General features: G+C 58.5%; 21 protein-coding genes. 10 read left to right on the top strand and 11 right to left on the bottom strand.

Features of this window, described 5'->3' with window-relative positions:
* Positions 1-30 precede the first annotated feature (30 nt).
* Positions 31-894 carry an HhH-GPD family protein gene (locus DD236_RS07525; RefSeq protein WP_109094077.1) on the bottom strand — a complete coding sequence of 288 codons (864 nt, stop codon included), beginning with the start codon at positions 892-894 and terminating at the stop codon, positions 31-33.
* Positions 895-964: 70 nt separating this feature from the next.
* On the opposite strand from DD236_RS07525, the gene DD236_RS11960 reads away from it, so the two are divergent.
* From DD236_RS11960 to DD236_RS07505, 3 genes are read left to right on the top strand one after another with little or no spacing between them, the layout of a single operon-like run.
* On the top strand, positions 965-2281 hold the full coding sequence (locus tag DD236_RS11960; RefSeq protein ID WP_133246079.1) for a hypothetical protein: 1317 nt from the start codon (positions 965-967) through the stop codon (positions 2279-2281).
* Positions 2282-2338: 57 nt separating this feature from the next.
* Entirely contained in the window at positions 2339-2920 is a 582-nt protein-coding gene (locus DD236_RS07510) for a plasmid pRiA4b ORF-3 family protein (protein WP_109093776.1), read from the top strand.
* A gap of 27 nt (positions 2921-2947) precedes the next feature.
* On the top strand, positions 2948-3811 hold the full coding sequence (locus DD236_RS07505; protein ID WP_109093775.1) for a hypothetical protein: 864 nt from the start codon (positions 2948-2950) through the stop codon (positions 3809-3811).
* Between the two features lie 51 nt (positions 3812-3862).
* Here DD236_RS07505 and radA read toward each other — a convergent pair whose 3' ends face one another.
* Positions 3863-5239 carry a DNA repair protein RadA gene (gene radA / locus DD236_RS07500; protein WP_109093774.1) on the bottom strand — a complete coding sequence of 459 codons (1377 nt, stop codon included), beginning with the start codon at positions 5237-5239 and terminating at the stop codon, positions 3863-3865.
* A 204-nt stretch (positions 5240-5443) separates the two neighbouring features.
* Between radA and DD236_RS07495 the strand changes: the two genes are divergently transcribed.
* On the top strand, positions 5444-7312 hold the full coding sequence (locus tag DD236_RS07495; RefSeq protein ID WP_243410075.1) for a potassium transporter Kup: 1869 nt from the start codon (positions 5444-5446) through the stop codon (positions 7310-7312).
* Between the two features lie 27 nt (positions 7313-7339).
* Here the strand turns inward: DD236_RS07495 and DD236_RS07490 are convergent, their stop codons facing one another.
* A complete protein-coding gene (locus DD236_RS07490) occupies positions 7340-8458 on the bottom strand; it encodes an enolase C-terminal domain-like protein (RefSeq protein WP_207785746.1) in 1119 nt (372 codons plus the stop codon).
* 128 nt (positions 8459-8586) lie between these two features.
* Positions 8587-9846: an amidohydrolase gene (locus DD236_RS07485; RefSeq protein WP_109093771.1), complete on the bottom strand. Its 1260-nt coding sequence runs from the start codon at positions 9844-9846 to the stop codon at positions 8587-8589.
* A 403-nt stretch (positions 9847-10249) separates the two neighbouring features.
* Between DD236_RS07485 and dcuC the strand changes: the two genes are divergently transcribed.
* Positions 10250-11758 carry a C4-dicarboxylate transporter DcuC gene (gene dcuC, locus DD236_RS07480; protein WP_109093770.1) on the top strand — a complete coding sequence of 503 codons (1509 nt, stop codon included), beginning with the start codon at positions 10250-10252 and terminating at the stop codon, positions 11756-11758.
* Positions 11759-11901: 143 nt separating this feature from the next.
* Here the strand turns inward: dcuC and DD236_RS07475 are convergent, their stop codons facing one another.
* On the bottom strand, positions 11902-12771 hold the full coding sequence (locus tag DD236_RS07475) for an NmrA family NAD(P)-binding protein (RefSeq protein ID WP_109093769.1): 870 nt from the start codon (positions 12769-12771) through the stop codon (positions 11902-11904).
* Positions 12772-12859: 88 nt separating this feature from the next.
* Here DD236_RS07475 and DD236_RS07470 point away from each other — a divergent pair, with 88 nt between their 5' ends.
* The gene (locus DD236_RS07470) at positions 12860-13567 is read left to right on the top strand and encodes a helix-turn-helix transcriptional regulator (RefSeq protein ID WP_109093768.1); all 708 of its coding nucleotides are present in this window, start codon (positions 12860-12862) and stop codon (positions 13565-13567) included.
* 63 nt (positions 13568-13630) lie between these two features.
* Here the strand turns inward: DD236_RS07470 and DD236_RS07465 are convergent, their stop codons facing one another.
* The 4 genes from DD236_RS07465 to DD236_RS07450 all read right to left on the bottom strand — a co-directional run bounded on the left by DD236_RS07465 (position 13631) and on the right by DD236_RS07450 (position 21152).
* Complete coding sequence (locus DD236_RS07465) at positions 13631-14839, bottom strand: M20 family metallo-hydrolase (protein ID WP_109093767.1); 1209 nt, start codon at positions 14837-14839, stop codon at positions 13631-13633.
* 273 nt (positions 14840-15112) lie between these two features.
* Positions 15113-18856, bottom strand: a complete 3744-nt coding sequence (locus DD236_RS07460; protein ID WP_133246078.1) for a PT domain-containing protein — start codon at positions 18854-18856, stop codon at positions 15113-15115.
* Positions 18857-19095: 239 nt separating this feature from the next.
* A complete protein-coding gene (locus DD236_RS07455) occupies positions 19096-19749 on the bottom strand; it encodes a potassium channel family protein (RefSeq protein ID WP_109093765.1) in 654 nt (217 codons plus the stop codon).
* A gap of 8 nt (positions 19750-19757) precedes the next feature.
* On the bottom strand, positions 19758-21152 hold the full coding sequence (locus tag DD236_RS07450) for a TrkH family potassium uptake protein (protein WP_109094076.1): 1395 nt from the start codon (positions 21150-21152) through the stop codon (positions 19758-19760).
* A 221-nt stretch (positions 21153-21373) separates the two neighbouring features.
* On the opposite strand from DD236_RS07450, the gene DD236_RS07445 reads away from it, so the two are divergent.
* The 4 genes from DD236_RS07445 (at position 21374) to DD236_RS07430 (ending at position 23016) form a co-directional block, all read left to right on the top strand.
* Positions 21374-21589 carry a helix-turn-helix domain-containing protein gene (locus DD236_RS07445; RefSeq protein WP_109093764.1) on the top strand — a complete coding sequence of 72 codons (216 nt, stop codon included), beginning with the start codon at positions 21374-21376 and terminating at the stop codon, positions 21587-21589.
* 115 nt (positions 21590-21704) lie between these two features.
* Entirely contained in the window at positions 21705-21803 is a 99-nt protein-coding gene (locus DD236_RS07440; RefSeq protein ID WP_005504750.1) for a 30S ribosomal protein bS22, read from the top strand.
* A gap of 71 nt (positions 21804-21874) precedes the next feature.
* A complete protein-coding gene (locus tag DD236_RS07435; protein ID WP_207785745.1) occupies positions 21875-22348 on the top strand; it encodes a MarR family winged helix-turn-helix transcriptional regulator in 474 nt (157 codons plus the stop codon).
* Positions 22345-23016, top strand: a complete 672-nt coding sequence (locus DD236_RS07430; protein ID WP_109093762.1) for a histidine phosphatase family protein — start codon at positions 22345-22347, stop codon at positions 23014-23016. The genes DD236_RS07435 and DD236_RS07430 overlap by 4 nt, the downstream gene beginning before the upstream one ends.
* A gap of 48 nt (positions 23017-23064) precedes the next feature.
* Here DD236_RS07430 and DD236_RS07425 read toward each other — a convergent pair whose 3' ends face one another.
* Together DD236_RS07425 and DD236_RS07420 are read right to left on the bottom strand one after the other, a co-directional pair.
* The gene (locus DD236_RS07425; protein WP_109093761.1) at positions 23065-23424 is read right to left on the bottom strand and encodes a PLD nuclease N-terminal domain-containing protein; all 360 of its coding nucleotides are present in this window, start codon (positions 23422-23424) and stop codon (positions 23065-23067) included.
* Positions 23425-23465: 41 nt separating this feature from the next.
* Positions 23466-24344: a 1,4-dihydroxy-2-naphthoate polyprenyltransferase gene (locus DD236_RS07420; RefSeq protein WP_109093760.1), complete on the bottom strand. Its 879-nt coding sequence runs from the start codon at positions 24342-24344 to the stop codon at positions 23466-23468.
* Positions 24345-24346: the final 2 nt, after the last annotated feature.

Below are 24346 nucleotides of genomic sequence, written 5' to 3'. Positions count from 1 at the left end.
ATCAAATCTCTTGGTGTGCGGACAAGTCCGCTACTGGGCGGCGGGTAGTTGGTAAGTACCTGCCGAATCGCGGGCGGCCAAGCCATCGGAAAGGAGAGAATCGAGAGCCTCGCCGAACCGTGATTCGGTGAGGCCCGACTTCTTCAGCAGATCTGCGCGAGAGATCGGGGAGTGAGCCGAACGCAGAACTGCCATGATTTTGCCACGTGCTTCGCGGTGCGTGCCCGTGAACCCCTGCGGCTTGCGGGGTGCGGCGTTCATCGGTTGTCCTGCCGCCAACCACTGGCATTGGGCCACCAACGGGCATTGCGAACACGCGGGATTGCGAGAGGTACACACGAGTGCGCCAAGTTCCATGAGGGCGGCGTTCCACTGAGCGGCTTCTTCACCGTCCTGTGGAACCAGCGCCTCGGCCCGCGCGATCTCCTCCTTTCGCAGGGTGGCAGGAGGCAGGGCCGTTCCGTTGATCCGGCACAAGACGCGCCGGATGTTTGTGTCCAGAACAGTGGAGCGCTCGCGGTAGGCGAAGGCGATGATTGCGTCTGCGGTGTAGGGGCCGATGCCGGGAAGGGCCAACAGGTCCTCGCGTTGGCGGGGAAGGACTCCACCATATTGTTCAGTTACTACCACCGCGCATTCGCGCAGGCGCAGCGCACGGCGCGGATAGCCGAGCTTATCCCACGCAACCAAGACTTCAGCCGGTGCGGCCGCGGCCAGATCGGAGGGCTCGGGCCAGCGCTCCATCCACATATTCCACCGTGGAAGCACTCGAGATACTGGGGTCTGCTGGCTCATCACCTCGCATACAAGGATGGCCCACGGGCAGCATCCCGGTTCCCGCCAGGGTAGCGGACGGCCATGGCGTGCAAACCATTCGATCAGTGTGAAGAACACCGTCTCAGTGTGCCCCAACCCAAGCGAGTCCGCGAATTGGGCGATTGGGTTTTGCGGTACCGTGGGATGCGTGAAGTCTGATCGCGATGAGCCCGCCAACACCAATGGTCGGGGTGAATCGCGCCCTCAAAAGAAGCGTCGCAAGAAGAACACGCGCTGGCCGGGGCTTCCTGGCCCCACAGACATGGGTGCTAGCCGCGGTGAATCCTCCGGTTCCGAGGCTGTGCGTAAGCCTCCGCCGGCCGATCAGGAGCGAACCCGTAAGCCGCGCCCCAGCGAGCAGGACGGTGGACGAAGGCCGCGTTCCGGTGGTCAGGAGCGAGGGCGGAAGGTGCGCCCATCTGAACAGGGCAGTGCGCGCAGGCAGCATACCTCCGGTCGGCAGCAGTCCCATAGGCCGCGCCCCGAGGAAGGCAGGCGGGCAGAGGCTGATGGCCGCCGCCCTAGCGGACAGCAGGGCCGCCCGAAGCAAGCCCGGGCTGGTCAGGCGGCGCGCCCGCAACAGGAGCGATCCAATCACGCGCGCCCCAAGAAGCTGCGCGGGAGCGAAGCAGCTACCAGAGACGAACGGGTACGGGCGCAGCAAGCCCGGCGCAAACAAAATGCGACGGGGCGGACGGGGCGGAGCAGCGAGGATCCGCAGCAGGTACGCCGTGGTGAACGCGCGCAGAAGGGCAAACCTAGACAGGGTCAGCCACGTCAAGGACAACCGAGGCAAGATCAACGGAGACAGGCCGAGCTAAGGAAAGGCCAGCCACAGCGGCCGAGGCCGAAGCGCTCGGATCAGGCGGGCCACCCGCCAAGAGACAAGGCAGCGCGGGCACGTGCGGCCAAGAAGGCTAGGATCGTCGAGCAGCAGAAGGCTGCACGGCGGCGCCGGATCATCATCTTCATCGCCATGATCGCGGGCATTATCCTCTTGGCTGCTGCCGCCCTCTATCTACTGAACGGGCGCGCATCTTCCGGTGCCCCGGTTCAAGAGGACCCAGTGGAGAAATGGGCACCGGTGGCGTGCGAGCAAAGTTCTCTCGATGCTGAGCTTGAGATCCCGTCATCCAGTTCCGTGGGCAGTGAAATCCCGCTGAAAGTCAACCTCCACAACACGTCCGACGCCAAGCCCTGCTATGTGGATGTGGGCTGGGATAACGTGAACGTCATCGTCACCTCGGGCGACGATGAGATCGTCTCCAGCCAAACCTGCGAGATGGGTGACCAGAATAAGCAGCTCCTCCTCGACCGCGATATGGAGACATCCTTTACGCTGTCTTGGCGGGGAGGGCGTGGCTGCGGCACCGGGGACTTGGCACAGGCCGGAACCTACAAGGCAACTCTGACCTTCTCGGATCAAGCCGCCGATGAGGAGACTGCGGTTTTCACTCTGGAGTAGATGTGCCTTTCCAGTGAAACGTAGTGTGGCCCGAGTCTCGCTTGGTACGATTTGCCCATGAGCGGGAACTCATGGAGAGATTTTTTCGAAACCCCCAGAACCCCACGCCCAAAACTACGCCGGAAACCATTGCCGGAGCCGTGTATCTACACGTTGCGAATCGACCTTCTAAATGCCAAGCCACCGATCTGGAGACGAATCGAGGTACGCTCGGACGTCTCGTTGCAGACTCTGCACATCATTATCCAAGCCGCTTTCGATTGGTTTGATTATCACCTTTATCAGTTCGCGCTTGGGGAGCCGTTCGATTATCGCAGTGAGTTGTTCCTTTGCGATTACGACGCAGAAGAAGACCCTGAAGAAGGTCTGTCTGTGAGGCAGGTGAGGCTTGACGAAACGCTACAGGAGCCAAGGGATCTACTTGCATACGTATACGATTACGGCGATAACTGGCGCTTGCGGATCAGGCTGGAGAAGGTGCGGGAGGCAAGCCCAGGTGATCCCACCGCACGGTGTATCGATGGCCGGCGTGCCGCTCCACCTGAGGATTGTGGCTCGCTGAGGGAGGCGGAGGAACTCGCTGAGGTATTGGACGACCCTGCATTTTTCGACGTATCTGCCACCGATGCTGACATCTAGAATTGGTTAGGCACACCAGAGGGATTTGTGCCCGCTCATCTTCTAACCGAGGAGCAAGAAGCCGTCCAAGAAATCATGGGTCGCTTCCCTCAGTTCCGTCAGTTGATTGATGCATTAGATACCCCGTTTGAATCTGATGCGCGCGCGATTGCATGTGGTGATATCGTCGCGCGCCTGAGAAGCCTTCTCGATGATCCGGAACCGGCCAATGTAGAGCCAATCGCTGGGGCATCGGCCATGGTGGAAACGGACGATGCCACCACATGGCAGAGCTTTCACCCAATCTTTGAGCTGCTCAGCGCCGCGAGCGAGGGCACAAAGTTGACGGCGGCCGGATATTTGCCACCCGCCATTGCTGACAGAGTGGCGGATGTGCTGGGCCTTGAGAGCTTCGAACGATCTACCGGCGGTGAATCCAAAATGCGCGACGTTTTCGGGCTTCGCACGGCTCTGCAAAAGGCTGGTCTATTGCGGAAAACCAAGGGAACGCTGGTACTCACGAATGCTGGGAAATCGGTACTGAGCAACCCCGGGTTCCTGTGGAATCACCTAGTTACCCGGATGCCCCCCAAGCCCGTCGAGCCCCGATCCCGAGACTTCGTGGCAGAAGGAACTCTGCTTGTGTTGCTTACAGCCGCCACGGCCCATGGCGAGCTTGATCTGAGCGGGGCAGCGCGAGCAATGACGCTATCCGGATGGCGGATCGGCGATCAAGATGTGGATCCGTACCATTTGTGGAATATGGACATCTGGCAGGCCGAAATCTTGCGGTCGGCTGGGCCGCGGGAACAACCCTTCTGGATTGCTGCTCGGATAGCTCCGCAAGCTGTCTGGCTTGCCCGTGCATCGTTGCTCTCCATGCCACCCGTACCTCTGATCGGCCGCAGATAGAGCGCCGCGAGCTGAGTATGCTGGCTGCAGCCCCGGCCTCCTCCGTGGAACCTAGCCGTCAAGTGGCAAGACTGACCGCATTGCGTCCACTATGTCCGAGCACGGGCGCGCCTGAATCCCACCGGGAAGCTTGGGCCCGCCTCCGCCGCTCTCGGGTGGAATCAACGCCACGGTAAAGCCCAGCCGTGCGGCCTCGGAGAGGCGGTGTGAAAGCCCGGAAACCGGCCGGAGCTCTCCGGTCAGTGAAACCTCGCCGATCGCAATGACGCCTGGAGCAAGTGGCAGATCCAGATAGGCAGAGGCAAGAGCCAAGGCGATGGCCGCATCTGCGGCGGGCTCGCTCGCTTTGGCTCCGCCAACCGTTGAGGCGAAAATATCGCGCCTATCCAGCTCGAATCCAAGGCGGGACTGAAGCACGGCCACCATCATGGCAACTCGTGGGGAATCCACCCCGCTCGTGGTGCGCCGCGGCGGTCCGGCTGCGGGAACCACGAGCCCCTGAACCTCCACGGGCATGGGCCGCCTACCCTCCAGCGTCATGGTGGCGCAAGTCCCCGGAACAGTGCGATTTCGGGCGGAGAGGAAGAGCCCGGACGGATCGGATAGCCCGAAGATCCCGTCTTCGGTGAGCTCGAAGCATCCCACCTCATCGGTTGGTCCATAACGATTTTTCACGGCGCGAACCATGCGTAGTGGCGAATGGCGATCTCCCTCAAATTGGCAGACAACATCTACTACGTGTTCCAGTACGCGCGGCCCGGCAATAGACCCATCCTTCGTCACGTGCCCAACCAGCAGGATGGGTAAGGAGTTTTCCTTGGCCAGTGCCACGAACGCCGCTGAGACCGCTCTTACCTGAGCGACACCGCCCGCCGCCCCATCCACGTTGGAATCGGCCACCGTCTGAACGGAATCGATTACCAACAGGGAAGGCTTAGAACTCTTCACGTGCCCGATGATGCGCGAAACGTCCGATTCAGCGGCAAGGAGCAAGTGCTGATTCATGGCACCAATGCGCTCTGCGCGCAGCCTAACTTGCGAGGCGGATTCCTCCCCGGTGATGTAAAGGACGGGAGCCTTCCCATCCTTCGCCGCTTGCTCTGCCGCCCGCGCTGCAACATCCAGCAGTAGCGTAGATTTTCCCACTCCCGGCTCCCCGGCCATCAGGATGACGGCGCCGGGAACCAGCCCGCCACCCAGCACGCGGTCCAGCTCCGAAACGCCTGTGGCCTGTTTGACAGATGCCTCAGCGGAAACCTGCGTGATCGGTTCGGCTGGGCTGGACGGAGCTAGCGCCTGTGGGGCGCGCTGAGCGCTCTCTTCCTCGATCGATCCCCACTCTCCGCACTGGGCGCAGCGTCCAACCCACTTGTGGGTAGTCCATCCGCATTCGGTGCATGAGTAGGTAATTGCCGGTGCTTTTGCCATGCCTCAAGCATACGGGCGCCCTCCCACACCTTTCTCACCCGGTTCAGTTTCCGGAGGGTTACCGTAAGAGCATGCTGCATTAGGTGGCAGGACAATTCGCTAAGCCAAAATTCAGTGATGCGAACCACAGGAAGAGTCCCTACTTCTAGCTCTCGTCCGAGCGTACGATTCCGGTTCGTGATTCAAAAGCTATCGCGTCCAGCCGTGAAAAGAACGGCGGTGCTGGGTGTGGGTGCACTCGGCGTTGTGTTTGGGGATATCGGAACTAGCCCTCTCTATGTGATGCGCACTGTATTCACCGTTGGCGGCGGTGCAGTGGCGTTGACAGACAGGAACATCCTGAGCGTGGTCTCTTGCATCATCTGGCTGCTATTGCTGATTGTGACTGTCAAATACGTCGTGTTCGTTCTGCGCGCGGATCACGATGGCGAAGGTGGTATCCTCGCGCTTTCCACGCTGGTGTGCGGGATGCTCAAGCCGGGCCGCCTGCTGAAGCTGATGGGACTTCTCGGCGTGTTTGGCGCTGCGCTCTTCTTCGGCGATTCGGTGATTACACCGGCGATCTCCGTACTTTCCGCTATCGAGGGTTTGGAAGTGGCCTTCCCAGACATGCCAAACGTGGTTCTACCTGTTGCGTTGGCGATCCTGACGGCACTTTTCGCGATCCAGAAGTCCGGTACCTCCAAGGTGGGGCGGGTTTTCGGCCCGCTGATGGTGGTGTGGTTCATCGGCCTCGCGCTTGCTGGGCTTCCGCACGTCATCCAGAACCCCAGTGTGCTCATGGCGCTTTCGCCCACAGTTGCCGTTCAGTTCCTTATCCTGCATCCGGCGGCCGCCTTCGTCATGATGGGTGCGATCGTGCTGGCCGTGACTGGGACAGAGGCTCTGTACGCGGACGTCTCCCACTTTGGCCGCACCCCAATTCAACTGACGTGGATCGGGGTGGTGCTCCCGTGCCTGATCCTCAACTACCTCGGGCAGGGCGCGCTCCTCATCGAGGACGAATCGCATCTGGCCAACCCATTCTTCCATCTTGTGCCATCAAGTCTCACGATTCCGCTGGTCATCATGGCAACTATTGCAACTTTGATCGCCTCTCAGGCCGTGATTTCCGGGGCCTACTCGATCGCTCGTCAAGCGTCCCGGTTGGGCTACCTGCCTCATCTGCGGATTGTCCACACCTCGGAATCAGCGGCCGGCCAGATCTACCTGCCCGCGGTCAACATGCTGTTGTACGGCGCGGTGGCGGTGGTGGTGCTGGTATTCCAGGATTCTGACCGCCTCTCCGGTGCCTATGGCTTGGCCGTCACCACCGATTTCGTCATCACCTCGCTCCTTTTGGTTGTGCTCACGCGTGTGGGTTGGAAGTGGCCGGCATGGGCAACGGCAGGGCTCGCAGTGGGTCTTGCCACGATCGAATGGCCGATGTTCGCGGCTAATCTTTCCAAGATTTCCACCGGTGGATGGCTTCCCTTGGGCGTGGCGCTCACGATGATGTTCATGATGATCACGTGGAATCGAGGCGAGCGGCTCGTGACACGGGCGCGCAAGGACCAGGAAGGAACTCTCAAGGAGTTCCTCGATAATGTTGCTAAGCACCCGGTTCGGCGCATTCCAGGCACTGCCATTTATCCGCATTCGATGATCTCTACGACGCCCAGATCCCTCAAGCTCAACACGATGATTAATCATTCGCTGCACGATCACGTGGTGATTGTGTCCCTGAAGACCATGCCGGTTCCCCGGGTTCCCCTAAACGAGCGCATGACCATTGATCGCTTTGAATCGCCAATCTCCGGAGTATCTCACGTGACCTTGCGCTTTGGCTTCATGGATACTCGCGACGTTGAAGAGACTTTGGCCGCCGGCCAGAAGCAACTTGGTCTGCGATCGTGGAATCTGGACTGTGCCTATTTCATGCTCTCCCACCTGAAAGTCACGGCCACCAAAAGCGGTTGCCACTGGTGGAAGCACGGCTTCGTGTTGTTGTCCCGTATGAGTGCCTCGCCCCAGTGGACCGTTTCGCTTCCCGCCTCGCGTACCGCGGAGATTTCTTCAACGGTCACGATTTAGGCGTTTGAACGACGACGAATTTCGTTCCTATTCGTGCAGAGCGTGCAAGTGGCGATAGAACTCCGCCTTACCTTCTAAGCCGATTCCGGGCAGTTCGCCGGGGCTCACGTGACTGTCACGAATCACCGCGTCGTCCGTAAATCCACCCGTGGGCTGGAATTCTCCGGGGTACGATTCGTTGCCTCCCAGATGCAGAGCCGCAGCGATATGCAAAGAGAATTGGTGTCCGCCGTGGGGGATGCATCGCTTGGATGACCAGCCGTGTTGCTTCAGTGCTTCTTGAACCCGAAGGTATTCGACCAAGCCGTAGCTGAGGGCCGGATCCACTTGAATGTAGTCGCGATCCGGGCGCATGCCGCCATACCTCAGCAGGTTGCGAGCGTCCTGAACCGAGAAGAGGTTCTCTCCGGTGGCGATGGGATGAGGATAGTGCTCTGCCAGCGTGGCGTTGAGCGAGTAATCGAGGGGATCACCCACCTCCTCGTACCAGAAGAGGTGGTACGGTTCGATTGCTTGGGCGTATTCGAGCGCGGTGGATAGATCGAACTTGCCGTTCACGTCCACCGCCAATCGGGAGCCATCGCCATCGAGGACCTCAATAACGGCATCTATGCGCTTGAGATCCTCGGTCAGGTCCGTTCCACCAATCTTCATCTTGACCACGTTGTAGCCAGAATCGAGGAATCGGCGCATCTCATCTTGAAGATCCGTGAGCGTCTTTCCCGGCGCGTAGTAGCCACCCGCGGCATACACGAACACGGAATCGTCCGGATGCCCGTCCCCGTAGTGATCCGAGATCCACCGGTAGAGTGGAACGCCCGCGGCCTTGGTCACCAGATCATGCAGGGCCATGTCAACAACGCCCACGGCAACCGATCGCTCGCCGTGACCGCCCGGCTTCTCATTACGCATCATGACGTCCCATGCCAAAGATGGGGAGAATTCGCCGGAATCGTTGTGGAGCTCGGCCGGGGCCGCTGCGAACAGGCGCGGCAGTAGGCGATCCTCAATAATATGGCTCGCGTTGTACCGGCCATTCGAGTTGAATCCGTAGCCAACTAGCGGCTTGCCATCAACAATAACGTCACTGACCAACGCCAGAATCGAGCTGTCCATCTTGGAGAAGTCAATGTATGCGTTGCGCATCGATGACCTAATGGGGATCGTGCCCACATGAGCGGAGACAATTTTCAGGGGTGGCCTCTCATAGGCCCTCCCCGCGTTCCCGAAGCTGTGAGCCCGAGCGCGGGGAGGGCATCGTCGTCGTTAATAAACTAGGACCGGGCGATGTTCTCGATCCAATCGGCTGCGATCGGAAGCGCGCGCTCGTCAATATCGAATGTGGCCGAATGATGCGGGCCGGGGCTGGAGCAGCCCACTACGAGGAACGTGCCTTCACCGCCGTTGTCTTGCACACGCTCGATGAAGATTGAGACATCGTCGCTCGCGGCAAACAGCACGGTGTCCTCGCACTTTTCTAGTCCAGCAACTCCCTCGGCAGCCTTGACACACTTATCGATCACTGGCTGATCGCACAGGAGCGTGGTTGCCTGACCCAGCGGCGTGATCTCCGATTCCACGCCGTATGCCTGAGCATTACCCGCAACAACTGCGGCGACTCGCTTCTTGAGATCGGCTAGGACCTCGCGCGTATCCGAGCGGTATTCCACGTTCATCGTCGCGTGGTTGGCGATGATGTTGAGGCCGCTGCCAGCGTTGAGGACGCCAACATTCAGACGGGTGTTGGCATCAGCTCGCTGGGGGAGGCTGTGCAGTGTCAAGGCGGTGGAGCAAGCCGCCAGAAGAGCATTACGGCCCTGCTCCGGGGCCATTGCCGCGTGAGCCTGAGCGCCGGTGAAATCAATCTGGGTCTTTTCCGTGGCGAGCTGGCCGTGTGTTCCGGCACCAACCTCGCCTACCTTGAGGCTAAGGCCGAGGTGCATGCCCAGCATGATATCCACGCCGTCTGTTGCGGAGGCCTTCGTGACCATCGCTCCGCGCACGCCCTCTTCCGCCGGCTGGAAGATGATGCGGAAGGAACCTGGGAAATCGCGGTTTTCGGTCAGTCGCTTGACTAGCTCTAGCGCCACGGAGATGTGGCCATCATGGCCGCAGGCGTGCATCACGCCAACAAGTTCAGAGACGAACCCCTTGGCCGTGGGTACGTGGCTCTCGGAGTCTGATTCGGTGACACCGAGGCCGTCGATGTCCGTGCGCAGGCCCATCACCGGGCCGGGGCGATTGCCCTTGATCTCAGCCACTATTCCTGTGCGGCCGTTGGAGAACTTCTCCACGAGTTCCTTCGGAGTACCGTGCTCAAGGGCGCGTGCCGCCGCTGCATCTAACTGAGCTTGCGTGAGGCCGGGAATTGCGGCGGTATCAATTACATCATCGCCGGTGGTGATGCTATCGCCAGCTGAAGGATCCATCAGGGACTCGAGGCGCTCATAAATGTAAGCGGCCGTTTCGATCTCGCAGAAGCCTGTTTCGGGGCGCAGATGTAATGTACGCCGATCATCGATCATAGTACTCATTGTGTTATTCGATCCCTTTCTTGGTGCGCCTGACTGGCCCATACGTGTACGCCAGCCTGGTGGCGCGTGGAGGCTCTATCATGAGCGCTAGTTCTCTGTTTTCTCCACAGGCCGCGCTCGCGTGGTGCGCTCTGCGGGTACTGTTCCATTCTCGCAAAATGTATGGAATTTGTGGGAGAGAATCAGGATCTGGTCATGCTGGAGGATAGGTAAATGGAGGACTCGGGGAGGCAGTTTGGGACGGGTAGGTTGAAGGTCCTACGGTGAGAAAAAGAGGGCAGGTGTGGTGCGAGAATCCGCGCGGCAACGCGTCCATTCCCCACGGGGTCCACAACGTAGTTGGTAGCGTGAAGACATTCACGTAAATACCACCACTGTTCTATTTAGGGGGAGCGATTCCGTCATGCTTTCGATAATTATCGGGCTAGTGATGATCGTTATCACGGCCTATTTGGTGATCAAGCGCTACTATCCGCAAGCCGTCTTGCTGATATCCGGCTTGGTCATGATTTTTCTTTCTATTCCGATTCAGAGTTCTCAGATTCTCGATGAGGAGACCACCACCGGGTCAGCTTGGTTAGATGTTTTCGATCTGATCCGGATCACCATGTCGGATACCTTCTCTGGGTTGGGCCTGACGATCATGGCTGTGGGTGGCTTCGCCCTGTATATGGAGAAGATCGGCGCATCGAACGCGCTTGTGCAGCTTGCCGCGAAGCCTCTGTCCAAGGTCAAGAGGCCATACCTCATCTTGGGGCTGACCTATATTCTGGGACAGGCCCTCTGCATCGTTATTCCTTCTGCCGCCGGGCTAGCCATGCTCCTCATGGTTACGGTATACCCGCTGCTGATTTCCATCGGGATCTCGCGGCTTTCCGCCGCAGGCGTGATTGCTACGGCATCCTGCTTGGACATCGGGCCGTCATCGGCGAACTCGAATCTTGCGGCAGACCTATCCGACATGTCCGTGCAGGTATTCTTCGTGAGCTATCAGGGACCAGTTGTGCTGTTGACCGTGGTGGTAATTGCTCTTATGCACATGGCGGTTCAATACTGGTTCGATAAGCGTCAAGGGACGATGCCAGGAACGGAAATTCAGGTTCCTGTGGGCTCGTCTAACGCCATTGTGAAGGCTGCACTGGCCGAAGAAGAGCGCCGCCGGGAACTGGTTGCTCAAGGCAAGGAAGTGCCTCCTGCTTCCAGCATTGATGTTCATTCCCTTCTAGAATCTGGTGACGGCGCTGCTCAGACGCAAACTGAGGATATCCCTGACGCGCCCAAGTGGTACGCCCTGATGCCTCTCCTGCCACTCATCCTCGTGATCGTCTTCTCGGAGTTCGTGGTCAGCTCCATCACCCTAGACGTCATCACCGCGATGATCATCTGTACTTTATTCGCGCTGATCTGCGAGACGATTCGTATCGGTAGCCTTTCCGAAGGCCTCGGAACCCTGAAGATCTTCTTCGAGGGCATGGGCCGTCAGCTTGCTAACGTGGTTTCTTTGGTTATTGCTGGTCAGATTTTCGCCGAGGGACTCATTCAAATCGGCTTTATCGATACTGTGATCGAGACTGCCCAAGGTGCCAACTTTGGCCTTGCAGGAATGGCGATCGTGCTCTCGCTGGTGATCCTCGGGGCTGCCATCGTGACTGGTTCGGGCAACGCTGCATGGCTTGCCTTCGGGCCGCTTTCTCCTCAGGTAGCTGCTTCCGTGGGCCAGCCAACCGTGAATCTGGCCCTTCCCATGGAGCTCTCCTCCGGCGTTGGCCGATCCATGTCACCAATCGCTGGTGTGGTGATCGTGGTTGCCGGTATGGCTGGGGTAAACCCGATCGATGTTGTGAAGCGAACCATCCCCGTCATGGCGGTAGGGTGGATCACCATGATGGCGGGTGTTTTCATCTTCGGATAGGGAGGACGCCCATCTCTTGACGGTGCGAGGGTTTGGTCTGGAAGTGTGTTGCTTCCGGGCCGAACCCTCGCTTTTTGGGTCAAGAGAGAGCCCAAATGTACTGATTGGGGCGGCCTGTTGTTGGGAGTTTATTGTGAATCCCTTCAGAGAACGGGGGTGAGATCCTCACGAATCCAACCACGCAGATTCGTTGGTGTTGTGGTCAGCAGGGTGCGATTTTGTTCGGGTACGAACCCCTCGCGCAGACCGATGGACATCCCAAGGATTGCCTCGGCCATAGCTGGTGGCATCCCTGCCTGAAGATACTGTTCACGCATCTGGACATCGCCGATGTGCTCGACTCGGATTTCCCTGCCGAGCTCTTCTGAAAGGATGCTTGCGACCTGAGACCATGTCAGATCCTCAGGGCCGTGAACGGCCCGTACGTGGCGTCCGCTCCAGTCGCGATTTAGCAGGATCAGCGCTGCTACTTCGGCAATATCTCGCGGGGCTACCCAGCCCATTGGGAAGTCGGTTGGTAGTACGCTCTGGAGGCAGCCTGATCTGATCGACGCCAAGTCCAACAGCAAATTGGTGAAGAAAAAGCCGCAACGAAGGTGAGTGACGTCCACCTCGCAGGCATCGAGAGCAAGTTCCGTCTCGGCCAAGCCATCGATTTCGCCCGCACCGTGACGTTTTTCCGCGCCAACACTGCTCTGGAACACCACTCGTCTGATGCGGTTCCTCTCGACTGCAGCGGCGATGGACTCGGTCGCGTGATGATAATCTTCCAGCGGGTCTAACGAGAAAGCCGGTGGATCGACCCAATAGATGGCATCGACACCAGCCGTGGCAGTCACGATCTGCTCTGGGTCAAACGAGTTTGCTTCCACCAGATCCGCATACTCTGCAACGGAAGTGGGGATGTTTTCCGGGTGACGTGTGAGCAACAGCGGTCTAACTCCAGCCCGGATAAGCATGCGCGTCAGATGTTGACCAACGTTGCCTTGTGGGGTCGTGATGGCGATCTTCATAGTGCTTCCTCTCTTCCATTCGTATTTACTTCCATGTTAGATGTAGATCCGGTCTGTTTCTGGCCGCATCTTTTGAGATTATGGGTCCATGGACACCCCAACCACACGATCATTTAGTTTGCTGGCACTGCTCCAGTCCGGCCGTGAATGGAACGGTCGCGAGCTGGCGGATCGCCTGCAAGTCAGCGAACGGACCGTGCGCCGGGACACCATGCGTCTGCGCGACATGGGTTACGACGTCCGGTCCCGCCCGGGCCCCGGTGCCGGATACGTGTTGCGGCCGGGCATGAAGATTCCGCCGTTGCTGCTCACAGCGGACGAGGTTTCAACGATTATTACGGGCCTGCTGGTTCTCGAAGCGTGGTCGCCCGACGACGCCACCGCTGCGACCGCACGGACCAAGCTTGAGCAAGTGCTGCCCAGAAAGCTGCAACAGCGCGCCGCAGCGGTGGCCCTCTCGACACAGGTCTCTCGGAAACCTCCGGAGTCCGTGGACTGGAATGTAGTGGGGAAGATCGCCGACGCCGTCGCGGCCGGTTCGCGACTCATCTTTGACTACACTGACCAGTATGGTGACCGTTCACACCGCACAGTGGAACCGTATCGACATCTCTTAAGACAGCAACGTTGGTACCTCATCGCCTACGACCTTACGCGCGAGGACTGGCGCATCTTCCGCCTTGACCGCATGCAGGAGGTGGCAACCTCCGTTGGACCGCGTAGCCCCAGAAGATTCATGTGGCGCTCGATTGAGGACTGGCTCACGAGCGACTTCGGATCCACCAGCGAACACTGAGCTGTTGTCTCCGGTCAGTACAGCCAGAGCGGAGAATTCGTCGTCGTTGAAACTAATACCCTCTCACGCAATCTCGGCGAGGTACTTGAGCATTATCCGGGTGCCTAGCACGGCGTCCGCGTAGTCCGCGCTTTCCTCGGGGTTGTGGCTGATACCGCCCGCGCAGGGGATAAATACCATTCCGGTAGGGCATAGATCGGCGAAGTTCATCGCATCGTGGCCGGCGCCGCTCGGCATCTCCTGGAACGGAACCTTGAACTGCTCCGTGGCCTTGACGAGGCCGCGGATGACGTTCTGATCTAGGGTGACTGCGGGGGAGCTGGAGACTAGGCGCACATCTGCTTGGATCGATCGCGCTTCGCAGATCTGCCCGATCGCGGCCTCCACTTCGGTGCGCATGTGGGCGATGCGTGCGTTATCGCCATCGCGCAGATCAATGGCCATATCAACGCCTCCCGGGATCACGTTCATTGATCCCGGGGTGATCTCCAGAACGCCGACAGTTCCAACCGAGGTGCGCATCGGATCGTCCTTGGCAATCTTTTCCACGGCCAACACGATCTCCGCCGCGGCGCACAACGCGTCCTGCCGGATGATCATCGGTGTGGCGCCGGAGTGTTCGGCGAGGCCCTCTAGGTGGACCTTGAGGCGGTTATTGCCGGCGATGGATGTGACAACGCCGATACGCTGGTTGTTGGCTTCGAGCATCCGGCCCTGCTCGATGTGCAGTTCGAGGTACTCCTTCACGCCCTGGATCTGATTGAGTTCGAGGCTGTGGCCGCGCTGCTCGAAGATTTCCTTGAGGGTGCGGCCGTCCCGTGCGGTGAGAGCGGTGAAGTCCGATTCGTTGAACTTTCCCGTGATGAGAGAACTGGCCAGCGTGGCTTTCATGAAGTTCGTGGATTCTTCGCAGCGGAAGATGCCTACCTTGACCGGTAGGTCGCTCCCTTCCTCCTTGACCATCTTGAGTAACAACATGCCCGAGGCAACCCCGATGATGCCATCGAAGCGGCCACCGTTCTTCACCGAATCTAGGTGTGAGGCCACGAGGTAGTACTCATCCGAGGGAGCGAGCGAGAAATAGAGGTTGCCCACCGGATCCGTTTCGATCACGTAGCCTTCGGCTTCGGCGATCGCCGTGGCTGCCGCGTGCATCTCATCCTCCACCTCCGAATACCCAAGGCGGGTGACACCACCCGTGGGGTCAGCGCCGATGGGGTAGAAGGTCTCCATGATCATCGTGATATATGCCAGTGGATCGAAATCTGTCATGATGTCCCTCTTAACGTGTCCTCTGTACCAAATGCGTGCTCGTCTTTCCCTCACCAGTCTATTGGCGCCGGTGGTGTTTAGGAGCTGAAATTGGTCCCCATCGAATGGGTGCGGCGTCTTGAGTTTGGTGGGAAAAGGAAGGCGCGAGAGGTGATTCGGCCCAGATTCGGTTCGCTGGACAGAATGGCGGCCGTAGCTCCCCGTAATACGGGAGCCACGGCCGCCATCAGAATCAACCGTTACGTAACGGCTGGGTCTTTTTCCTAGTACCGGTTAGCTGCGCATAGACCTGGACCTTCGCACCACGAGCGCTCCGGCTGCGAGCAACGTCAACGCAACCAGGGCGAGAGCAGCTCCACCAAATCCCGTGTTGGGAAGGGAGCCGTTGTCATCAGCGGTTGCGGTGCTCGAACCGTCTGAAGGCTCGTCAGAAGAGCCATTCGTGGGTCCGTCAGTGGAACCATCGGTTGGGCCATCAGTGGACCCATCGGTCGGGCCGTCCGTTGGCTCGTCAGTTGGTTCGTCCGTTGGTTCATCGGTCGGCGGGTCCGTCGGATCCGTTGGGTCCTCACAGTCAGTGCCCGTTGTGATGACGACCTTCTGGGTCGAACTCGGGACGGTCACAACTCCGGCTTCAAGATCGTACTCAGCACCCTCACCCTCAACGGAGCAGATATTGTCCCGCAGGGCCATCAGCTCGATCGAGAACTGATCAACCTTGTCTGTGTCGCCAGAGAAATCAACCCTGACCTTGTTGCCACTTGTTGCCATCTTGTAGCCGACCCGGCCGCCGTCGTTGACGGGGTAGTTATCGATATCGATAACCTCACCATCGGCGATCCACTCAACCGGGACGCCACGCCCAATAATCGCCGTGCCATCCGTCTTCAATGCGATCAGTGAATCGAAGAGAACCTTCGTAGCTGTGGATTGACCCCACATGTGCTGGTTTGAACCGCCACCACCGGCGGCATGGTCAATCGACCAAGGTGAACTCGGGTTCGGGTAGTCGACGCCTTCCCACCAGCCAAATGGACCGCTTTGGGATTCGTTGATCATAAACTCATAGCCACGAATTCCTGCCTCGCGATGGTCTTCGCCGCGTAGCCCTGCACTCCCGTAACCGGCGTTGTACGCACTGGAGAAAAACCCATGCGGGTAGCCACCAAAATTGTAGAGAGTATCCGAGGCACCTTCGTTTGCGCGTCGTTCAAAGCCATAGGTGTAGGTCTGGTCTATCCAATCCAGCATCAAGCCAGATTGCTCAGCACCGAATAAGTAGCCATCCCAACCCCAGCGGCCGAACAGGAACATCGATGCCCAGTTGCCGTCGCGGGGATCGCTACGGGGGCCATCTTCGTTCGGCTCAACCATCGACATTGGAATGTAGTCCAGACCGTACTTCTCAATGGTTTCACCCAGCTGTGCGTTCGTAGCCTCGAGCAGCGATTCGTACTGGTCTTTGGCCCACTGGACCTCTTCAGCCTCACCGACCTGTTCGGCGATCCAGCCATAGGTAGTCAATCCGGCGAGAGCTGACCAATTGTCGATCGTCCAGTACCCGTGGCTATCGATAGCATCGGTTTTTTTGATGACACCCGTACCGTCATCAATACGATCTGTCTCAACGTTATGAGTGTTCGTCTTGATAGTCTCGAACTGTTGCTTGATGAAGTCTTGGTCACCGGTCCGCTGCAAATAGAGAGCATACGGCCATGAGTACTTCCACTTTGCATCGTCATACTGCAACTGAGCAGGCAACGTAAGCAGATAGTCTTTGGCGTCTGTATAATCGCCGATGGTTAGCAACGATGCGACGATGCCTATCGTGTCATGATCGAACATTTCGTCGTAGCCGTTCTCGCCCACATGGAGCCGCTTCTCCTTCTCTATGTCATCGCGAATGATCAGCGTGTAGATGTATCCAGCCTTATAGGCGTTGATGAGATCCTCATTCGGTAACTCGTTTATTGAGGCGATACCTTTGAGTCCGTCATTACCATCGATTCGCTCATTCCAATAGGTCTTCATCTCAGCGTAGTTCTCATCATAAGAACCCTGAGCCGAAACCTGCTCGGTGGAAGGCCATTCGTACGTCCCATTGAACCGATCTGCTGCAATCGCGAAGTCCATCGTCACGGAGTCGCCGGCACCAATCGTGGTACGGCTAGCCCCCTCATTGAGAGGGACCAACTCGGAGCTGACCACTGGAAGTCGCATCTCGCTATTGTTTGTGTTCTTCACAGTCATTCGCGAGTATGCGATCTCGTACCGGTTGTCGCTGATCGTTGCTTCGTTCGCGAAACTTTGGAGCGTGAACTCCATCCCTGCTTTCTCATACTCGGAGACGAACGCGGGGAGATAGTCTTCGGCGTTGTACCAATCGATCTTCCCCGGGATTGAAGGAATTCCGAAGGTGATCATAAGGTCGTCACGATCGCGAAGGAGGTATGAGCCATCGATATAGGCGATCGGCGCGTGCCGGTCTCCCTCCCAGCCAAATGAAGAAGTAAGGCCGGGATTGGTGGCCGAAGTGTAGGAACCTCCGGCATTCGCAGCTGCGTTGTAGGCCAGCGTCAGCATCCGCAATTGTGCCGAGATCTCATCACTCGAAGGCCCTCCATTGAGTAGGGATTCAGTGGAGTCGATGACCGCCTTGAGCTGTGTCGCTGTGAGCTCGGAACTGGTTAGCGGGCTCATTTCCTTGGCATCGTCCAACAGGTCTTGGAGTTTCTGAAGTTCATCTCTTGTGTCCGGCTCTGACACGGCAATTCCAGCTAGTGCGATGTTTGCCCAGTCATGGTTCGCTGAGGCTATTTGTGCTGTTACCTTTGCGGACACACCAGCTGGAATCTCAATCTCAAACTGCCGTGCGTATGAGGCGTCATTGCTTGACTGCAAGCTTGTGTCCGAGGCGGATGCTGCGGATTCGTCGTCGAGAAAAAGGCTCAGCTCTACGTTGGCGTTCCAAGAGCTGGCAACAAACGTCACCAGACGTGCCTCATCCGAGGAGGTGAAATCGAGATCGAAGCCGCGAGGCTCTCCGTCGGCCACGTCATGCGCGGAGAATACGCCACCACTACGAACTTGGTCAGCTGACTCCGTCGGATCGCCATCAGACCAAGAGAAGGCAACCGGATGATCTGAAGCCGAAATTGGATCGATTTCATCGCCAGACCGATTCTGGACCGTAATCGTTTCGCCACCGGAGGCCTTATGATCGGAGTTCGCGCCATCTAGATGCAGCCAGTCCACCGTGCCTAGATCAGTCAAGTCGATATGGTCCGGGGCAGCAGAGTTGGTGATGCTGGCCTCGGTTGCCTCGAAATCAACCTCGCTTAGCGCCACAGCGGCGAGTGAAGCGTTTCCATCGACGGTAACACCATCAAGAGTCTCGACGGTGAAGGATAGCCCTTCCCCAGGGGCAATGAGGACGGTGTAGTCCTTGACGACTGGTGACCCTCCGGCCGAGAGCGCCTCGACGTAGGATGGCTCAGAATCTGACGTAGCCTCAACTCTCAATTCTGCGGTCGTTTGCCAGAGCCCCCCAATTAGCCGCATTTCGCGCCAAGAATCAGACTTCGGGATCGTCACTTCATATCCGCCAGATTTACCTTCTTTCGGGTTCTGGAAGAACACTCCTGCTGAGGTCACCCCGTCAGTCGAGGTCGTGGGATCACCGTCTGACCACACATACTTCATTGGGCTATCGCCGGTGGTCCCGACTGCTCGGTCGGTGTTGAGACTGCTGACCTCAATGAGGTCAGCGCCGGCCTTGCGGTTGGTCTGGTCTCCCGTGATGTGGACCCAGTCGAGGTCGCCAACAGCAGTCAGATCAAGGGATCCCGCGGCGCCATTTTGACCGTTCAAACTTTGAGCGTCAACAACGAACGGTACGTCTTGTGAGGCTTTCACCGTGTCGGCAAAAGTTGCTGGAGCAACTGCAGCCAACCCCACCGGTATTGCCAACGTCAATGACATAAGCGCGCAGATTCGCGACCTGATGCCTTTTTTCATGTTTGTCCCTTCCTTGGGTTCAGGTGGTGCCAACTTTCATAGTCAGGCCCGAGCCACCCATTTATAAAACCAGAGGGGATCGTTCATGGTCAAGTTGAATTTCGATTTGTCAAGTTTTGACAAGCGGTATTTTGTAGACGCATGTGTGAGGTTCGCCAGCGCTTGGAAAAGGGAAACATGAGAACTCTGGCAGGGGAACCGTCGTCGTCCTTTAAGAACGCGCGAACTGCCTAGGCACCCTAGCGGTTGGCAAAGGCTTCGAGGAGGCTGGAGTCCCCCGAAACGATGATGATGTCCTCGGGGCTCACACGTGTTTCCGGGCTGGTGTACTCGAAGGGTTGGCCGGGGGATTTTACACCGATGATGGTGACGCCGAAGCGTTCGAGGATGCGTGATTCCCCGATGGTGAAGCCCTGGATATCCCGAGGTGGGTGCATTTTGATGATGGAGAAGCCGTCTTCCATTTCGATGTAGTCAAGCATCTTTCCGGAGACCATGTGGGCAACGCGCGCCCCGGCATCGTACTCGGGATAAACAACGTGATGTGCACCGATTCGGCGCAAGATCCGCCCGTGTGAACGAGTAATGGCTTTGGCCCAGATCTGAGGGATCTTCAAATCCACGAGGTTCGCGGTAACTAGCACGGAGGATTCTATCTGGGTGCCAACTCCAACAACTGCAACGGAGAATTCGCCGGCGCCGGATTGCTCGAGGGCGTCCAGGTTGGTGGCATCGGCCTCTATGATCCTGAAGCGGTGGGACCAGCGCTGAACGATATCGGGGTTGCGTTCGATTGCCAGTACTTCGCGGCCCAGATTATCCAACGTTGAGGCGATGGCCGATCCGAATCGTCCCAGCCCCACAATGAGGGCAGCTCCATCATCCTGCGCCATGAATTCTCCTAACCGATGACCGGACGCTCTTCGGGTAAGCGTACAACGCGCCGGCGGTTGCGAAGTGCCAATGCTCCCGCCAACGTCATGGTTCCAACGCGCCCGGCGAACATCATGAATACGAGTACTCCCTTACCTGCGTCAGGAAGCTCAGGCGTGATACCAGTGGAAAGCCCGCAGGTGGAGAAGGCGGAGATGACCTCAAAGAGGACGTTGCCTAAGGGCAGGCCCGTGATCTGGAGGAGGGCTAGGGTACCAAAGCCAACCAAGCTGGCTCCCAAGAAGGTGGCCGCGATCGCGAGGCGGAGGACGTCCGGTGGGAGGCGCTTGCCGAAGGCCTCGGTATCGCGATCGCCCCGGGCCTCGGCCACGATGGCTAGAACCAGCACGGCAAGGGTGGTGATCTTGATACCACCGGCAGCAGAAGCCGATCCGCCGCCCACGAACATCAGCGCGTCCAGTACGAACCATGTGCTCTCGTGCATGGATTCGATGGGTACCGTGGCCAAACCGCTCGATCGTGCAGTGGTGGACTGCAGCAGGGCCGCATTCACTCCTTCGGACACGGAGAGGTCTTGGAAGGAGTTGCCCCATTCGAGGAGCCCGATGGCGAGGAAGCCCAGGATCCACAGCGTGCCATAGGTTACGAGCGAGATCTTTGTCGTGAGATTCCAGCGCGAGGTCCGGCGCTTGTTGCGCCACATATCGAGGATGACGGGGAAACCTATGGCGCCCACGACGGTTCCCAGCATGATGGGAATGGTGAGGCTCCAATCGCCTACGTGGGGTGCCAAACCTTCCGGCATAATGACGAAACCGCCATTATTGAAGATGGAAGCGCCCATAAAGAAGGCGTGCCAGCAGGCCATGAGGAGGGCTTCTCCCTGACGGAGGAAGAAGGGGATCAGGGCGACGAAGAGAATGGCGTGAGCGGACAGCGAAACAACTACAACTGCGCGGACTAGGGAACCAACCTCACCAAGCCCCGTGTGTGTTTCTTCGGCGGTGAGGAACCGCTGGGTCAGCCCAATACGTCGAGATACGGCCGTGGCGAGGATCGAGGCGAGCGTCATGACGCCCAAGCCGCCCACCATCATGCCAATCGCGATGAAAAACTGTCCTAGCGGGGACCAAAACACTGCGGTGTCTACGGTGACTAGGCCGGTCACGCACACCGCAGAGGTGGCGGTGAACAGGGAATCGATCAGGGGGGCCCGCTGTCCGGTAGTTGTGGCGGCAGGAATCTGGAGCAGGACGGTGAGTGTCAGGATGATAATCGCGAACACTGCCATCGCAAGGCGCGCGGGAGATTCACGAGCAATGTGATCAACCCAATCGCGGCCCCGCTGCCACACGGATGGGTGTGGCAGCGGGGCGATCGGTGCATTATGTGTTTCCCGCATAAGCACTAGAGTACTCAGCAAGTCCGCGGAAGGAAGTCACCTTTGGTCCACCTTTGGTTCATACTTGGCTGCTCAAGGACACAGCCGGTTTTCCGCCGTCAGGAAGTGAGCGGATTGATCCACTCCGCAAGAAGTACGGGCTAATTTGCCGTGAGTCATGTATCGTTGCATTGTTCCGGCTGAACGCCGGACCTAGTTGATGGGTTGATCAGGACGGATTAATGACACAGCTTCCGCGCTCCGCACCTCAGTTTTATACTGTGGCTGAAGTGGCCGAGCTGACCCGCGTTTCGCGTATGACTGTGTATCGAATGGTACATTCAGGCGATTTACCGGCGGTCAGAGTGGGCAACTCTTACCGTGTGCCCAAATCCGCCGTTGAAGAGCTACTCGGTTCGTTTGACGCGCCCGAGGATCAGCGCGCCGCTGGCGAGTAGCCTAATGTGGCGTGTTTCCCCATGCTCTGAAGTTCCATCGGGGCTTAGCTAGCCTGTACGATAATCACTGTTCCTATGAGGGGATGCCCCTCTTTCCAACGTCCGGAGGTAATCCGTGGGTTCCGTTATCAAGAAGCGCCGTAAGCGTATGTCCAAGAAGAAGCACCGCAAACTTCTTCGTAAGACTCGCCATCAGCGTCGTAATAAGAAGTAGCATGAAGGGCCCGGGAATCCGGGCCCTTTGCGTATGAATTTTTAAGAGGGACCAACTCTGAGATGGACCAAATGGAAGAGTTTCAATGGCTTGATTCAGCCGAGCAGCACGCCTGGCGCCAATATTTGCGGGCAACGGCCACTCTGACCGAGGCTCTGAACCATGATCTGATTGAGGAAGCCGGGATCTCGCTCAATGAATACGAGGTGCTCTCTAGACTGTCCGAAACTACCGGCCACACACTGAGGATGTCCACGCTGGCCGAAGGGTTGGTTCATTCGCGTTCTCGGCTGACCCACACGGTACGCAGGCTCGAAGGCGAAGGCCTTGTGGCTCGTTCGGCAGCTGAGGATGATCGGCGTGGGGTGAACTGCTCACTGACGGAGAAGGGGTATAAGTTCCTCGCCGATATCGCCCCGATCCACGTTCAATCCGTTCGCAATCACATCGTGGATAAGCTCGGCCATGAGAAGATGCTCCAGTTTGGTAAGCTCTGCGAACTACTCGGTGAAGACAACAGCGGCGACAGTGAGGAAAACGAATGAGCGACTTCACGCAAGTCCATCTGGTGCGCCACGGAGAGGTAGATAATCCTTCTGGCGAACTCTATGGGCGCCAGGCTGGCTTCCATCTGACTGAGCTCGGCCATTCGATGGCTGGGAAAGTAGCCGAGCATTTTGACGGGCACGATATCCGCACCATCATCGCCTCGCCCCTCGAGCGTGCTTGCGAGACAGCGGCCCCAACCGCCAGAGCCATGGGACTTCCCATTCTGACCGATGACCGGATCATCGAAGCAGGCAACAACTTCGAGGGCATTAACGTCAACAAGAATCGCTTGATCCTCGCCTCTCCGAGGTTCTGGCCCTGGTATATCAACCCGTTTGAGCCCTCGTGGGGTGAACCCTACACGGAGATCGTCGATCGTTTTTCGGCGGCGATCCGCCGTGCGATCACACTCGCGAGCGGCGGCGAGGCCATCATGGTGTCTCATCAGCTGCCGATTTGGACTATGCGCAGCTTCGTGGAGGGATGGTCGCTAGCCCACGACCCGCGCAAACGGCAATGTGCACTTTGCTCAGTTACCACCTTGAGCTTTATAGATCGCCAGCTCATTTCGGTTGATTACGAGGAACCGGCTGCTGCGCTTCTCGCCACAGCGCGCGACGTTACGCCCGGTGTTTCAGTGGCCAGCGAGAACAAGGGCGCCTAGTTCGGCCCCCGTAAGGGTTTTTTGGGACGACGACGGTGCTTAATCCCGCTAAGAGGAAACTTCGCCGCCGTCCTCTTCACCCTCACGCTGCTTGCGCTCCCACTCACGGAAGCGGTTTTCCGCGTCAAGGCGGGCTAAGAAGTCAGGATCATCATCTGGGGCAACGGGGCCGCGGGGTGGCTGCCGGCGCGGCCCGCCACCTAGATCGCCCCAGCCATCGGGGTGCTTGGTGTTCCAAGAAAGCCATAGCCAGATGAATGAACCGATCACTGGAAGCACAATCACGAGTGCCATCCACGCGCCCTTGGAGAGCCGCCCGGGCATCAGAGAGCGGTCGGTACGCGCACAGTCAATGATCGCGAAGATCCACACTGCAACAGCCAAAACGATGGGCACAATCCTTGCCATGGCTTTATCCTAGTAGACCTATCGCTTGGATTCCCACGGGCTTAGCCCAACGCGAAGGCCAATCCAAGCCCAGCCCCGTAGGCAAGCTCCAGGAATCCTGTATCGCGTAGCACAGGGATCAACGCCTTTCCCGTGGCGTGATGCGCGTGAATCCGCAGAAGGTTGTGTATTGCGAGTCCAGCAGCGGGAAGCAGCAATGCCAACCACCACCCAAGTTCAGGGATAAAGGCGAGTGCCATGATCAGGGGGAGTGTGATCATCGCATCATAGGTGAGGCGTGCGGGAAGCTCCCCGAGCCGTACCGCAAGCGTGTTTTTGCCGGCCACAGAATCGGTGGGGATATCGCGAATGTTGTTCACCATGAGTAGTGCGCACGCGATGAGTCCGATGGCGATCGCGCTCACCCAAGCGTGCCACGTCACGTGAAGCGCCTGCGTGTAGGTGGTGCCTACGGTTGCGAGCAGTCCAAAGAACACGAAGACGAAAACTTCGCCCAGCCCCATATATCCATAGGGATGCCGCCCGCCCGTGTAGTACCACGCGGCGACAACCGCGAGGCCACCAGCCAAGATCATCCACCACGCCCCGGCCAGCGCCACAAGCCAGAGGCCCGCGAGGCACCCGATGCCGAAGCACGCGAACGCCGCCCGCTTTACCGTGGAGGGCTTAGCCTTCCCGCCGCCGGTTAGGCGTGGGGGACCCGTCCGAACATCGTCTGTTCCCCGGATCCCGTCCGAATAATCATTAGAAAAGTTGACGCCTACCTGGAAGGCGAGTGCAACGGCGGCGGCCAGAAGCCCTCGCACCACCGATCCGTGTCCCATCCAGAATGCGATTCCGGTGCCGGCTAGGACGGGTGCCACGCTCGCTGGGAGTGTGCGCAGCCGCGCCCCTTCGATCCAATCGTTGACAGTTGCCACGA

Origin of the sequence: Ancrocorticia populi (assembly GCF_003123745.1) — a bacterium.
GTDB lineage: Bacteria > Actinomycetota > Actinomycetes > Actinomycetales > Actinomycetaceae > Ancrocorticia > Ancrocorticia populi.
The sequence above is the reverse complement of the archived record's forward strand: the minus strand, read 5'-3'. Positions and strand labels throughout refer to the sequence as shown.